General features: G+C 60.7%; 11 protein-coding genes. 9 read left to right on the top strand and 2 right to left on the bottom strand.

The annotated features are described in order from the left end of the window. Positions 1-38 precede the first annotated feature (38 nt). The 9 genes from adh (at position 39) to A6U98_RS14365 (ending at position 10,980) form a co-directional block, all read left to right on the top strand. A complete protein-coding gene (gene adh, locus A6U98_RS14405) occupies positions 39-1,547 on the top strand; it encodes an aldehyde dehydrogenase (protein ID WP_064650807.1) in 1,509 nt (502 codons plus the stop codon). A gap of 167 nt (positions 1,548-1,714) precedes the next feature. Next, positions 1,715-2,107, top strand: coding sequence for a DUF779 domain-containing protein (locus tag A6U98_RS14400; RefSeq protein WP_064650806.1), 393 nt, complete (start codon positions 1,715-1,717; stop codon positions 2,105-2,107). Between the two features lie 106 nt (positions 2,108-2,213). Continuing rightward, on the top strand, positions 2,214-2,810 hold the full coding sequence (locus A6U98_RS14395; RefSeq protein WP_020051778.1) for a DJ-1/PfpI family protein: 597 nt from the start codon (positions 2,214-2,216) through the stop codon (positions 2,808-2,810). 24 nt (positions 2,811-2,834) lie between these two features. Then, entirely contained in the window at positions 2,835-3,185 is a 351-nt protein-coding gene (locus A6U98_RS14390) for a ribbon-helix-helix domain-containing protein (RefSeq protein WP_064650805.1), read from the top strand. A gap of 166 nt (positions 3,186-3,351) precedes the next feature. Further along, positions 3,352-4,059, top strand: a complete 708-nt coding sequence (locus A6U98_RS14385) for an SDR family NAD(P)-dependent oxidoreductase (RefSeq protein WP_064650804.1) — start codon at positions 3,352-3,354, stop codon at positions 4,057-4,059. 296 nt (positions 4,060-4,355) lie between these two features. Further along, positions 4,356-5,489 (top strand): calcium:proton antiporter, encoded by a 1,134-nt coding sequence (locus A6U98_RS14380; protein WP_064651366.1) that lies wholly within the window; start codon positions 4,356-4,358, stop codon positions 5,487-5,489. Positions 5,490-5,627: 138 nt separating this feature from the next. Next, a complete protein-coding gene (locus A6U98_RS14375) occupies positions 5,628-6,392 on the top strand; it encodes a DUF4239 domain-containing protein (RefSeq protein WP_064650803.1) in 765 nt (254 codons plus the stop codon). 178 nt (positions 6,393-6,570) lie between these two features. Then, on the top strand, positions 6,571-7,767 hold the full coding sequence (locus A6U98_RS14370) for an efflux RND transporter periplasmic adaptor subunit (protein WP_064650802.1): 1,197 nt from the start codon (positions 6,571-6,573) through the stop codon (positions 7,765-7,767). A gap of 42 nt (positions 7,768-7,809) precedes the next feature. Continuing rightward, on the top strand, positions 7,810-10,980 hold the full coding sequence (locus A6U98_RS14365; RefSeq protein ID WP_064650800.1) for a multidrug efflux RND transporter permease subunit: 3,171 nt from the start codon (positions 7,810-7,812) through the stop codon (positions 10,978-10,980). A gap of 95 nt (positions 10,981-11,075) precedes the next feature. Here the strand turns inward: A6U98_RS14365 and A6U98_RS37665 are convergent, their stop codons facing one another. Beyond that, a complete protein-coding gene (locus tag A6U98_RS37665; protein ID WP_082933913.1) occupies positions 11,076-11,888 on the bottom strand; it encodes a hypothetical protein in 813 nt (270 codons plus the stop codon). A gap of 266 nt (positions 11,889-12,154) precedes the next feature. After that, positions 12,155-14,683 carry a methyl-accepting chemotaxis protein gene (locus A6U98_RS14355; RefSeq protein ID WP_064650796.1) on the bottom strand — a complete coding sequence of 843 codons (2,529 nt, stop codon included), beginning with the start codon at positions 14,681-14,683 and terminating at the stop codon, positions 12,155-12,157. Positions 14,684-14,996: the final 313 nt, after the last annotated feature.

Here is a 14,996-nt window from a genome sequence, read left to right as displayed (position 1 = left end):
GGTTCGTTTGGGAACCTGGATCATCAAGGGAGGATGACATGCTTCATCAGAAAATCGTCGAGTCGCCGTTCAAGCTGAAATACGGCAACTATATCGGCGGCGAGTGGCGCGAGCCGGTCGAAGGCAAATACTTCGAAAACCTCACGCCCGTCACCGGCGGCAAACTCTGCGACATTCCCCGCTCCAATGAAAAGGACGTCAACCTCGCACTCGACGCCGCTCATGCGGCAAAGGAAAAATGGGGTCGCACCTCGGTTGCAGAACGCTCCAATATCCTCATGAAGATCGCCCAGCGCATGGAAGACAAGCTGGAATTGCTCGCCCAGGCCGAGACCTGGGACAACGGCAAGCCGATCCGCGAAACCATGGCGGCCGACATTCCGCTGGCGATCGACCACTTCCGCTATTTCGCCTCCTGCATTCGCGCCCAGGAAGGTTCGATCGGCGAGATCGACCACGATACCGTCGCCTATCACTTTCATGAGCCGCTCGGCGTCGTCGGCCAGATCATCCCGTGGAACTTCCCGATCCTGATGGCCACCTGGAAGCTGGCACCTGCACTTGCCGCCGGCAACTGCGTCGTACTGAAGCCCGCCGAGCAGACCCCGGCCTCAATCCTGCTCTGGGCCGAGATCGTCGGCGATCTCCTGCCGCCCGGCGTGCTCAACATCGTCAACGGCTTCGGCCTCGAAGCCGGCAAGCCGCTGGCGACCAGCCCGCGCGTCGCCAAGATCGCCTTTACCGGCGAGACGACGACCGGTCGGCTGATCATGCAATATGCCAGCCAGAACCTCATTCCGGTGACTCTGGAACTCGGCGGCAAGTCGCCGAACATCTTCTTCGCCGATGTGATGGCGGAAGATGACGACTTCCTCGACAAGGCGCTCGAAGGCTTCGCGATGTTTGCCCTCAACCAGGGCGAAGTCTGCACCTGCCCGAGCCGCGCCCTCGTCCAGGAATCGATCTACGACCGTTTCATGGAAAAGGCCGTCAAGCGCGTCGAGGCGATCAAGCAGGGCAACCCGCTCGACACCGCGACGATGATCGGCGCCCAGGCTTCGACGGAGCAGCTGGAAAAGATCCTCGCCTATCTCGACATCGGCAAGCAGGAAGGCGCCGAGGTGCTGACCGGCGGCTCGCGCAACGATCTCGGCGGCGAGTTGGCGAACGGCTATTATGTCAAGCCGACGATCTTCAAGGGTCACAACAAGATGCGTGTGTTCCAGGAGGAGATCTTCGGACCGGTGGTTTCGGTCACGACCTTCAAGAACGAGAAGGAGGCGCTCGAAATCGCCAACGACACGCTCTACGGCCTCGGCGCCGGTGTCTGGAGCCGCGACGCCAATCGCTGCTACCGTTTCGGCCGCGAGATCCAGGCCGGCCGCGTCTGGACCAACTGCTACCACGCCTACCCGGCCCATGCCGCCTTCGGCGGCTACAAGCAGTCGGGCATCGGTCGTGAAACCCACAAGATGATGCTCGACCACTACCAGCAGACCAAGAACATGCTGGTGAGCTACAGCCCGAAAGCACTCGGCTTCTTCTGAGAGCAGCCGATGATGTAATGATGAAAAGCCTTCTCTCCGACACGGGGAGAAGGCCTTGTCTTTAGAGCGCCACGCATCCCGTGGGACGCTCTAACGCTTTGAATTTGCGTATAACATTTCGGAAAATCGATCCGATTTTCGGGGTTATCCGCCTGAGGAGGAAGACAATGGAAACCACCGTCAACGGCGAAGCGCGTGTTCTCGCGACCGATGCAGCCCTCGATTTGATCGCAGAAATCAAGCGGGATCATCCCGAGATCCTCTTCCATCAGTCCGGCGGCTGCTGCGACGGCTCCTCGCCCATGTGTTACCCGGCTAACGAATTCATGATCGGCGACGGCGACGTCAAGCTCGGCGAGATCGGCGGCGTACCGGTCTATATCAGCGCCAGCCAGTTCGAGGCGTGGAAGCATACGCAGCTGATCATCGACGTCGTACCGGGCCGCGGCGGCATGTTCTCGCTCGACAACGGCCGGGAGAAGCGCTTCCTGACCCGCTCCCGCCTCTTCGGCGGCGGCGAGGCTTGCGCGGTGCCTGAGGTGAAGGTCAGGGCGGTTTGATGCCGTCGCCTTATCGGGTACGAATTTCGCCTGTAGTATTCCCATAGTACCTGCACTCCGTCGCTGTTTGCTACTCTCCGCCTGTTGGTTTCAAAGGGAGGAAACGATGCCAGCTTCAAAGATCCTGATGATAACAGGTGATTTCACCGAAGATTACGAAACGATGGTGCCGTTCCAGACGCTGCTCGCCTGCGGCTACACGGTCGACGCCGTCTGCCCCGGCAAGAAGGCCGGCGACACCGTCGCGACCGCCATCCACGATTTCGAGGGCGACCAGACCTATTCCGAAAAACGCGGCCATAATTTCGCGCTGAATGCCACCTTCGACAGCGTGCGGGCCGAAGATTACGATGCCCTCGTCATCCCCGGTGGCCGCGCGCCGGAATATCTCCGCCTCAATGCCGACGTCATCAAATCCGTGCGGCACTTCTTCGACGCCGGAAAACCGGTCGCCGCTATCTGCCACGGCGCCCAGCTGCTTGCCGCCGCCGGCGTTTTGAAGGGCCGCACCTGCTCGGCCTATCCCGCCTGCCGGCCGGAAGTCGAACTTGCCGGCGGCATTTATGCCGACATATCAATCAGCGATGCAGTCTCGGACGGCAATCTGGTCACGGCGCCCGCCTGGCCGGCGCATCCGTCGTGGCTGCGCCAGTTCATGGCCGTGCTCGATGCCGCAGCACTGCTCGAAACCAACGCCGCCTGAGAACGGCGGCACGGGGAGGATGACATGTGTGAACTGTTCATCAAGGCGGATGCGCGGCTCTGGGAAAGTGCCACCCGGTCGCTGCGCATCGACGGTATGGTCACCAGCGTCAGACTGGAGAACTTCTTCTGGTCGAAGCTGGAGGAGATCGCCCGGCGCGACGGCATGAATGTCGTCCAACTGATCACCCGGCTTCATCATGAATCGATCGATGCCGGCCACGATCTCGGCAACTTCACCTCCTTCCTGCGGGTTTGCTGCGCCCGCTATCTCGACCTGCAGCTCACCGGCGACATCCCGGCCGATGTCACTCGACCGATCTCGAGTCTCGACGCGCCTGTCATCCTCGGCCGCGAACGGGCGAAATATCACTGAAATCAGGTCCGACAGACGATCAAAGACGAGCGGCCCGCGGATAGCTCCGCGGGCCGTTTGGCAAACATCTGACCTTGTCTTGGGCGGCGGGCTTGCGCTGCCGCACAGCCTGGATCAACAATGCGCGGCACCGTCCAGCGCGGGCACCGTCAGGAGATCGATTGCCATGAAAGACCAGAAAGCCGTGATCGTCACGGGAGCCGGCGGCAACCTCGGCAGCGCCGTTGTCCGCGAGCTTGCCAACGCCGGCGCGAAACTCGTCTGCATGAACCGTTCGAGCAGTGAGCTGGAAGCCTTGACCGGCGATCTTCCTGGCTCCACGGAATTTCTGTCGATCGCGGGAACGGATCTCACTGATTATGCTTCCTGCGCCGCCGCTGTCGCCCGGGCCGTCAAGCGCTTCGGCGGTGTTAGCGCATTGGTCAACACCGTCGGTGGTTTCCAGATGGGACCGGTCGGGCCGGAGGCCCCCGCGCAGTGGGAGACGATGATGACCGCAAATGCCCGCACCGCGCTGACGATCAGCGCCGCGGTTCTCCCGACCATGAAGGCCGCGGGCTACGGCCGCATCGTTCATATCGCCGCCGCGCCCGGCCTTAAGGCCGGCGCCAAGCAGGCCGCTTACGCCGCCTCGAAAGCCGCCGTCATCCGCCTGACCGAGGCGATCGCTGCCGAATGCCGCGACGACCGCATCACCGCCAACTGCATCCTGCCTGGGACGATCGACACGCCTGAGAATCGCGCGGCCATGCCCGATGCGAAGACGGATGGCTGGGTGTCGCCGCAATCGATCGCCCGCCTCATCGCCTTCCTGATTTCGCCGGCCGCAGCCGTCGTCACTGGCGCAGCAATCCCCGCGACCGGCCGCGAATAAAGGAAGACGCGGCGTGAGCGGCAGCCGCAACGCGCTGCAACCGCCCGCGCCGATCTTTGACCGGGCCTCACCTTACCCTCTGTTTCGGCGGCAGTCCCTTGTCGGGGAGCAATGGGTGATGAGACTACGGAGACCTGCAAGTTTTAGTCCGTGACACACGATCTGGCTTGAGCTTCGCTTCGCCTTAAGGCAGCCTCGTCTCCGCCCGCTCATGTGACGGGCACAAGACAGCGGGCGGACACAATGGTCTTGAGGATCGCATTGCGGCGGCATTTGCCAGAAGGCGGGTGGTTTCGATGACGGACGGTCCGGCATTGCGCGCTGTCGGCGCAGCCAGCCTGATACGCGAGGAATGGTTCCTGGGCGTCAGCGTCGCGACCAGCCTGGCGTTTCTTGTTTTCCAGGAGCAGCTCTTCGGGCAGCTTTCCGATCCGCTTTGGTTCACTGTCGTTTTCGCGTGGCTGTTCGCTGCCGTCCTCGGCTCCGCTCTGTCGGTTGTCCGGCACGCGGATCATTTGGCCGAGCGGCTGAAGGAGCCCTACGGCACGCTCATCCTGACGCTTGCCATCACCTCGATCGAGGTGATGGCAATATCAGCCGTCATGCTTCACGGCGAGAACAATCCCACGCTTGCGCGCGACACGCTGTTCGCAGTCGTCATGATCATCCTGAACGGCATGGTCGGCCTGTCCCTGCTGCTGGGCGCATGGCGGCGACCGGAACAGCAGCATAACCTGCAGGGCGCCAACGCCTATCTCGGGGTCATCGTACCGCTGGCGACCCTGAGCCTGGTGATGCCGACATTTCTTGCAGGCCCGGACGGACAGCATCCATCCGCACCGAGACAACTGATACTGGGTATAATATCGGTCGGCCTTTACGCTACGTTTCTGTTTCTTCAGGCTGGCCGCCATCGGGACTATTTCACTGACGACAGCAACCGTGACGAGCCCATCAGCGAACGCGTCCCTCGCCATGGACCGGTCTGGCCTCATGCCATTCTGCTTTTCGCCTATATGGCGCCCGTCGTCTTTCTCGTCGAACAGCTTGCCCGGCCGATCGATTACATTATCGAAACCCTGCATGCTCCAACCGCATTTGGCGGTGTTGTCATGGCCATCCTTGTCGCGACGCCTGAGGCAATCAGCGCCGTGCGTGCGTCCATCGCCAATAATCTTCAGCGTTCCGTCAACATCTTCCTTGGTTCGGTGCTGTCGACGATCGGGCTGACGGTGCCGGCGATGCTTGTTGTCAGTCAGCTTTACGGACACCCGGTAACCCTCGGCCTGGAGCATGGGGATCTGGTGATGCTCCTGCTCACCCTTGCCGTCAGCATCATCACCTTTGCCAGCGGCCGCACGCATCTCATGCAAGGCGCTGTCCATCTGGTGCTATTCCTGGCTTACGTGCTGCTGATTTTCCAGCAATGAAACCCGCCCGATTGCGGCCGCACAAGATCAGGAAAGTAAAGAGCTCCGCGCTTGGTCCGTCTTCCGCTATGATGACGGGAGCTATTGCACAGCTTGCAAGGTGGCTGCAGGACTTACGTGGCGATACGGAGACCGGACTTGGGCTCACTGTTGGTTGGCGGGCTTGTATTTGTCTTTCTGTCGATGGCAACATCGATAGGATTGGTGGTGCGCGGCCGCTTGCCGGATCACCATCTCAATGCAGAATCCAAGGACGTCATCAGGCTGGCGACCGCAGTGGTGGGAACGCTGTCGGCTCTGGCTCTCGGCCTTCTGATCGCATCCGCCAAGACGTCCCATGACAATGCCGAAGTGGAAATGAGAACGGCGGCGGCACGGGTACTCCTGCTTGACCGCGTCATGGCGCAATACGGGCCGGAAACCGACAAGGCGCGTCAATTGCTGCGTGAACTCATCGAGAAACGGCTGAGCCGCGGCTGGACTGCCGAGACCACCGACGAGACATCCGGCAATGCGCCGGGGGAATATCAGGACATCGAGGCGGTTCAGGCCGACCTTCGATCCCTGGCGCCGAGGGATGCCGTGCAGCACTCTCTCCAGGCGCGTGCGCAGGAAGTGAGCGCCATGTTGGCCGAAACCCACTGGCTGCTGGTCGAATCCGGCAAAGAGGGTTTGCCTTGGGCCTTCCTCACCGTTCTCGTCTGTTGGCTTTCGCTGCTCTTTGCGACCTTCGGGCTGCAGGCGCCGGCTAATCCAACGGTGCTGTCAATTCTGCTCGTCTGCGCCCTGTCCGTCGCTGGCGCGATCTTCCTGGTTTCCGACATGGCCAACCCATATGTCGGGCTGATCCGTGTTTCGGATGCACCTTTGCAGTCCGCCATCGAACGCCTCGGGAAACCCTAGCCATGTCGGGGCGACCGTCGAGGATGAGCTTCGACACAGTTTAATTGTGCACCAGCAGCTATTGCAATTTTTAGCAATGCCGCGACATAATATCGCATGCCCGGAACTTTTCGGAGAGGGGTCGTCTCCGCCGAGGCACGCATGAAGACTGGGGCTCGTAAACATCGGGGCGGCGGCAATGCGTGTGAGATTGTATCAGGGTCTGCACCTCTCCGTGGTGCTTGCCGGCATGGCAATTCTCGCTGGCTGTGAGGAAAGTGGCAATACTTACGTTGCTCCTCCTCCACCTCCGGTTCGCGTCGCCCAACCGGTGCAACAGCCGGTGACGATCTACTTCGAACTCACCGGCAATACCGCGCCGCTCAATGCTGTCGATATCGAGGCGCGCGTCCAGGGCTATATCCAATCGATCGACTACCAGGACGGCATGACGGTGATGAAGGGCGCCAAGCTCTTCGGCATCGAGCGCGACACCTATCAGGCGCAACTGGATCAGGCGAAGGCGTCACTCGCCTCGCAGCAGGCGTCCCAAGTCGGCGCAAAGCAGGAGTATGACCGCCAGCTCAATCTGTCGAAGCAACAGGTCACCACGCAGACCGCAGTCGACAGCGCCAAGGCAACGCTCGACGAAGCGAATGCATCCATCCTCAACGCTCAGGCCAATCTCGATCTGGCGACGATCAACCTCGGATATACCGAGGTGCTTGCCCCCTTCGACGGTACCGTCACCGATCACCTCGTCGATATCGGTGCGCTTGTCGGCGTATCCGGTCCCACCAAACTCGCCAGCATCGTTCAGACCGATCCGCTGTATGCCTATTTCAACGTCAGCGAAACCCAGGTGCTGATGATCAAGGAAACGCTGGCAAAGCAGGGGCGCACCCTCAAGCAGACGGACCTTCCAAGCATTCCCGCGGAGCTCGGCTTGCAGACCGAGGAAGGCTACCCACACAAGGGACATCTCGATTACGTCTCGCCGCAGCTCGATGCCTCCACGGGCACGCTTCAGGTGCGCGCCCTCTTCGACAACAAGGACCACGCCATGCTGCCTGGTCTCTTCGTGCGGGTCCGGGTGCCGGTCGGCCATAACGACAAGGCTCTGCTGGTGCGCGACGACGCCATCGGGACAAACCAGCTGGGCAGCTACCTGCTTGTTCTTGGCAAGGACGACGTCGTCGAGCAGAAGCAGGTCAAGACCGGCCAGCGCGAAGGTGCGCTCCGTGTCATCGACTCCGGCCTCGATCCGGCCGACTGGGTCGTGACGCAAGGTATCCAGCAGGCCATCCCCGGTAGCAAGGTCACGCCCGAGAAGATCGAAATGAACCCGCCGGCAGCTGCCGGCGGCGATGCCAAGGCCAAGACCACCACGCAATGAATTCGCCATCATGGTTCATCTGGAACGTCTAAGGACAACAGCATGATCTCGCGTTTCTTCATCGAGCGACCGATACTCGCCAATGTTCTGGCGTTGGTTTTCGTGCTCATCGGCGCGGTGGCCTTGTTCCAGCTGCCTGTGGCGCAATATCCGAATGTCGTTCCGCCGACGGTGCAGGTGACGACGCGCTTCCCGGGCGCCAGCGCCCAGACCCTCGTCGATACTGTCGCGCTGCCGATCGAGCAACAGGTCAACGGCGTGCAGGACATGCTCTACATGCAGTCGACGAGCGCCAGCGACGGCACTTATTCGCTGACCGTGACCTTTGCCATCGGAACGGATCCGGACCAGGCCCAGGTTCTGGTGCAAAACCGCGTTGCCATAGCGATGTCATCGCTTCCCGAAGCGGTGCAGCTTCAGGGCGTGACGACGCAAAAGAAATCGACGGCGATCCTCGGCTTCGTCAGCCTGACCTCGCCCGATAGCCGCTATGACAGCCTGTTCCTATCGAACTACGCCGTCATCAATCTGCAGAATGAACTTGCCCGCCTGCCGGGTGTCGGCAACGTCACCGTGTTCGGTGCCGGCCAATACGCCATGCGCATCTGGATGGATCCGAACCTGCTGCAGGCGCGCGGCCTGACGCCACAGGATGTCGTCAGCGTCGTGCAGCAGCAGAGTCAGGAGGTTGCCGCCGGCCAGATCGGCATTCCGCCGGTCCCGAAGGGGCAGGTCTTCCAATATACGCTGAACGTCAATGGCCGGCTGAACGAAGCGGCCGACTACGAAAACATCGTCGTCAAGGTCGAAAGCGGACAGGGCGGCCGCGTTACCCGCATCCGCGATATCGGCCGCGTCGAACTCGGCGCCCAGACCTACAGCCAGTCCTTCATGCAGAACGGTCGACCGGCGGCCGGCATCGGCATTTTTCAGCTGCCGGAGGCGAATGCCATTGCGGTGGCGCAGGCAGTAAGCGCGAAAATGGAAGAGCTGTCGAAGAGCTTCCCGCAGGGCCTCGAATATCACGTGCCGTTCGACACGACGAAATTCGTCGAGGCCTCCATCGACGAGGTTTACGTCACCTTGATCGAGGCCGGCATTCTCGTTCTCATCGTCATTCTTGTCTTCCTGCAGGATTGGCGGGCGATGCTCGTGCCGGCGACCACAGTTCCGGTCACCATCATAGGCGCGTTCGCGGCTATGGCGGCATTGGGCTTCACCGTCAACCTGTCGACGCTGTTTGCCATCGTTCTCGCCATCGGCATCGTCGTCGATGACGCCATCGTCATCGTCGAAGGCGTCGCCCGCCACATCGAGGCGGGCATGTCCGGCCGAAAGGCGGCCGAAAAGGCGATGGAGGAACTGCTCGGCCCGGTCATCGGCATCACGCTGGTGCTGATGGCAGTTTTCATTCCGGCCGCCTTCCTGCCCGGCCTGACCGGACAGCTCTATCGGCAATTCGCCCTCGTCATAGCCGCCACGGCGCTGATCAGCGCCATCAATGCCGTCACGCTGAAACCGACGCAATGCGCCCTTTGGCTGCGGCCACCAGTCCCGCCCGAGAAACGCAACATCTTCTATCGCGGCTTCAACAGGGTCTATGACAGGGGTGAACGCAGCTATGCCGGGCTGATCGGATCGATGACCCGCCACAGCGGCATCATGGTCATAGCAGCACTTGCGCTGATCGGTGTTGCCGTCTGGGGGCTCGCCCGCCTGCCGACTGCGTTTCTGCCCATCGAGGATCAAGGCTATGTGCTGATCAGTGCGCAGCTGCCCGACGGCGCATCGAAGGAACGCACCGACACGGTGATGGAAGAGGTCGGCAAGATCGCCGAAGCCACACCCGGCGTCGATCAGGTGCTGACCATCAGCGGCATTTCCGTTCTCGACAACAATGCCAGCCTGCAGAATGCCGGCGTCGCCTATGTCGTGCTGAAAGATTGGGACGAGCGCGGCAAGGAAAAGGGGCAGGATCTGCTGTCGATCTACCAGCATTTGAACGGCGCGCTGCAAAGCGTGCTCGCCGCCAAGACGCTGGTGGTCGTGCCGCCTCCGATCCAGGGCGTCGGCAATGCCAGCGGCTTTACCATGCAGGTCGAGATCAGGAATGGCATTTCCGACTATCCGCTGCTGCAATCGCTTGCCGATACGATCGTCAAGAACGGCAGTGCCCAATCGTCGCTGCAAAGGCTGAGCACGCCTTTTCGCTCGAACGTGCCGCAACTTGCCGTTTCCGTCGATCGCATCAAGGCGGAAACACTGGGAATTACGGTTGGCCAGGTCTTCTCCGCTCTCTCCGGCTATGTCGGATCGAGCTATGTCACCCAGTTCAACAAATTTGGCCGCACCTTCCAGGTCTATGCGCAAGCCGCTTCCGATTTCCGTGTCAGCGCCCAAGATATCCGCGATCTGAAGGTCAAGGCCGGCGATGGGACGATGGTGCCGCTCGGCACGGTCGTCGATGTCTCGACGACGCAAGGCCCGTCTCTGATCAGCCTCTACAATCTCTACCCGTCCGCAACCATCGTTGGTGGGCCTGCCGCCGGCTTCAGTTCCGGCCAGTCGCTCGACGTCATGGAGCAGATTGCCAATCAGACCCTGCCGCCGGGCACAGGCTTCGAGTGGACGGCGCTATCCTATCAGGAGAAGGCCGTGGGCGGGCAGATCTATTTCATCTTTGCGCTTGCCATGCTCCTCGTCTATTTCGTGCTCGCGGGCCAGTATGAAAGCTGGATCTTGCCGCTGGCAGTCCTTCTCGCCGTGCCGCTCGCCCTCCTCGGCACGGTGGCAGCACTCACGGCAGCCGGCGTTGCCAACAATCTCTATACGCAGATCGGCCTTATTCTGCTGATCGCGCTTGCATCGAAGAATGCCATCCTGATCGTCGAATATGCGCGGGAAAAGCGGGCGGAAGGCATGGAAATCCTTGACGCGGCCGTCGAGGCCGCCCGCTTGCGTTTCCGGCCAATTCTGATGACGTCCTTTGCCTTTATCCTCGGCGTCCTGCCGCTGGTGCTGGCGACCGGCGCCGGCGCTTCGGCCCGAAAGTCGATCGGCATATCGGTCTTCAGTGGCATGATCGCCTCGACCTGCCTCGCCGTGCTCTTCGTACCGTCCTTCTACGTCCTGTTGCAGCGCCTCGAGGAATATTGGAAGGGGCGCACAAAGACAGCAGGCCTCGCGGAAACGGAGATGCCGAAGGTTCAGTAAGGCTGTGGAACGGCCTGTCGCGCGATCACTTGCGGTTTCGCGCGGGAGCAGGTTGCCGTGAGGGTGGCTCTTCACAGCGGGAAATAGAACAGACCCTATAGTCCCGAGGTCAGCACCCTATGACAGGCAGGCGATACGCGTTGCAGATTGTCCCGCAGGCAAGCCATACCCCGCCCTCCGCCCAAAGGCACCATGCGGCATAGGGCCTGAAAATCCGATCCGCAGGTTTCGCGCAGGATCATTAGTTCCTCGCGTGGCGAGAAGGCCGGCATCACGGCCCGAGGAGCAGGCGTAGTCGCAACCGTCGCCGCGGCACCGCCGCTGGCTGGGGTTGATCCGGCTGATCCTCCTCCGGTTGATCCTCCCAAGGCCGCAACGGCTTGCTGACACGGCGCCGATAGAGAGGCATTGTGCTGCTGCAGGCAGCTGAGTGCCTCGGTGCCGCCCGGTGTGACACCCGAGCATTGCGCCATGAAATCGCGTTGGCAGGCCGATTTGACGGCGCTGCGCTGCGCCTGGGTCGGCTGGTGCGCTGGCGTAGCGGTCGCAGGCGCCGGGCTGATCGCCCCAGTGGTTACGGGCGCAGCCGGAGCCGGTTCCGCGGATGTCGACTTGGGTTTGGAAATCGCCGACACCGCTTTCCGGCAACCGGCCGAAAGCGTGGCGCTATGCTGCTGCAGACAAGTGAGCGCCTCGATACCGCCCGGCGTCACCCCTGAACATTGCGCTATGAAATCGGATCGGCATTCCGCCCTGATCGCATTGCGCTGCTCGTCAGTCGGCGCCTGAGCGGACGCCACGCCAGCAAAGAGCGCCACTGCGCATAACACCGGCAATCCCGAGATAGCAAACGGAAGACGACGCCCTCCATGCGGAGCCGTCAGTAGAGAAGATGCCCATTTTCGCATTATTTCTCCCCCTATAAATCTCTAATTTACTTCATGAAATCGAACGCCCTGCTGAATAGGATAATAAACGCCCACCAATTGGAGGGACGTTGCTTGCCGCTGCGAAAATATTAAAACGCCGGCTCCACGTATATTAGAATTTTGCTATTTTAGCAACTATCGTGCGCCTGAAAACTGATCTAGAGAAGCGTATCACGCATCAGCTTTCTGCGCGGAAACCATGCATCTCACAGCAAGTTAACAGGCTCTGCGAATACATGCTGCCGTCATGCCGCAGCCTCGTACCCTCTTGAAGCCGGGCTCTCGCGGCCTTCAAGCCGAAAGCGGGCAATCATGTCGGTAAGCGCAAGCGCCTCGGACGATAGCTGTCGGGTGGCAGCATTCGTCTCTTCCACCATCGCCGCATTTTGCTGCGTCATACGATCAATATCGTTTACCGATGCGTTGATCGAATGGAGTGTCGTCGCTTGGTCGCGGCTTGACGAGGCGATGAGCTCGATATGACCGACGATGTGGACGATCTCTCTGGAAATCTCCATCAGCGCATTACCGGTGCGGCCGACGAATTCCGAGCCGGACGCAACCTCGCGGACGGAATTGTTGATGAGCTCGCCGATTTCCTTGGCTGCGCGCGCCGATCGCTGCGCCAGCTCCCGCACCTCCTGTGCCACGACAGCGAAGCCCTTGCCGGCCTCACCCGCTCTCGCCGCTTCGACTCCCGCGTTTAGGGCCAAGAGATTAGTCTGGAAGGCGATAGAGTCGATGGCGCTGACAATCTGAACAATCTTGCCGGACGCGTCCTCAATCCGTCCCATGGCCGAAACCGCGTTTTGGACCACTGAAGCCGAGGCGTCGGCGCCCTGTTTGGCGCGTTGAACAAGCGCAAGCGCTGCTGCTGCCCGTCCTGAAGAGGTGTTGACGGCGGAAGAAATCTCCTCCACTGCCGCTGCGGTTTCCTCAAGTGCGGCCGCCTGCTTTTCCGTTCGGCTGGCCAGGTCATCTACGGCTGCCGCCATCTGGCGGCCATTGTCGCTGATGAGGGAAGACGTCTCGCGGATATCGCAGAGCGTTTCCCTGAGACCCGCGATCGACATGTTGAAATCTGTGCGGATCCGGTCGAGTTCGGAGGCAAAGGGCGTATCGATCGAAAAATTCAACTCCCCGCGCGACAGCCGCGTGAGACCCTCTGCAAGCGCCTCGATTGCGGCGTCGACCTGGGCCTTGGCGCTACGTCGCTCGAGTTCGTTGCGGGCGCGCTCAGATTCCGCATCGCTACGCGCGATCTCGGCCTGGTGTTCCATTTCGACGTTCGACAGGGCATTTTGTTTGAAGACGGAAAGCGCACGGGCCATTTCCCCGATTTCGTCGCCCCGTGCCTCGCCGGTGATTGTGGTATCGAGCCTTCCCTCTGCAATCTTGCGCATCGCTGCGGTAATCTGGGTGATCGGTCCCTTCAGGGTGACGACCAGCGCGGCACCCGCGGTCATAGCAATCAGGATGCCGATGACAATCGCGCCGCCTGATATCCTATTGGCCTCTTGACGATCCTGCCCGGCATTTTGCCTCTGCGTCTCGGCGAATTGAGCAAGCAGGTTCCAGGTGTTGTCGATCTGCCCCGCAGCGCTGTCGAACTCAGCCAGCTTGCGCGCCGCACCTTCGGAGAGCGCTGCCGCGTTCGCCGCGAGCAGATCGAGAACGGGTTGAGCCTTCTTCGGAATTTCGCCAAAGACCGGATCGTCGTTCACCACGCCGGCGAGACGGCCGAGTTCGGTCTGATACATGTAGATCGACTGCTGGACTTTCTTCACTCGCGCTTCGTCTGGATTGCCGGCGAGTTCAGCAAAGCCGACGCGGATCTCATTATTGCTGTTAACGATGGCGCGCAGTGCGTTGCCGACATTCGTCGCCTGCGAGATATCCTTGTCCGACGCGGCAAGCGCAAGCACGGAGGTCCGCATCAGATCGTCGCCAATCGTCTTGAGACTGTCGCCACTTGCAGCAAGATTGGCGACGGCGGTATCCGTTGCTGGGACATCCAAAGTGTCAGGCGACACCTTCGAAGCGTTGGCGATGGCATCCACTGCAGCGGCATACTGCGCGGCAAGGGCTTGTTTGTCGGTCGCGACAGCAGACGAAAGCTGCTCCTTTGCCTTTGGCAATTCGGGCGCATATTTGGCTAGCAGGCTAACTTTATCAGCCGGCGTCGTCGCGTTCGTATAATCATTGCGAAGTTTTGTCGCGACACTGGCGGCGGTGCTGATGGAGACGGAATTGCTCAGGCCGCTCTTGTTGGCATTTTCCATCTTTTTCGCACTGGCCATCAGCATGAACGAGCGCTTGCCAACCTGCCCTTGCAGGTCAAGAAGTGCCGCGGAAGCAGCGTCCACATCGCTGAGAATTTTCTGCTGTCCCGTTTCGATTTGCCAGATCGCTTCGATCTTTTGCGGGATGATTTGCGACTGATCAAGCGCCCGGTCAAGAAGCCCCACATCGGTCGTCGGCCTTAGCCTCTCGATCGTCTGCTTCAGGTTTGCCAGTTGCTCTCGGGCGTCCCCAAGCGCGGTATCACGGGCTTCCTGCGACGGCTTCCTCAGAAAGCCGGTCATGCTGGAAGAAACATGTTTGAACCCGTTCAGGGACTGCAAAACATGGTTGGAGATCTCCATCCGTCCCTCGAGAAGGCTGGACGCGTAGTACCCCGTCAGTCCCACTGCGCATAGGCTAATGACGAATGGCGCCAAAAGTACGAGCACCTTCGTCTGAATGCGAACCCGCGACATCAAACCATTTACCACGAATGCACCCTCGCCACCGATTGGAGCTAAGCTGTCATTCTTTGCTTAAGAACCGATAAATGGGTTGATCCGAGGGTTATGCTCGCATCACCTGCCGGGGCGCGGACTTGGTTCAGACACTCGAACGGGCATGTAGGCAGATCGGCTATTCATCATCGCCTGGCCTTGTTGCGGCCCGCTGCTGAGGTGTTAACTGCTCGACCCAGGTCTGGAAACGCAAAAAGCCCGCACAAGGCGGGCTTTTGCATATTGTCTATTTGGGAAGATTGGTTGCGGGGGCAGGATTTGAACCGTCCTTCGGACCCTTCAGGTT

This window comes from Rhizobium sp. WYCCWR10014 (genome assembly GCF_001657485.1).
Lineage (GTDB): Bacteria > Pseudomonadota > Alphaproteobacteria > Rhizobiales > Rhizobiaceae > Rhizobium.
The sequence above is the reverse complement of the archived record's forward strand: the minus strand, read 5'-3'. Positions and strand labels throughout refer to the sequence as shown.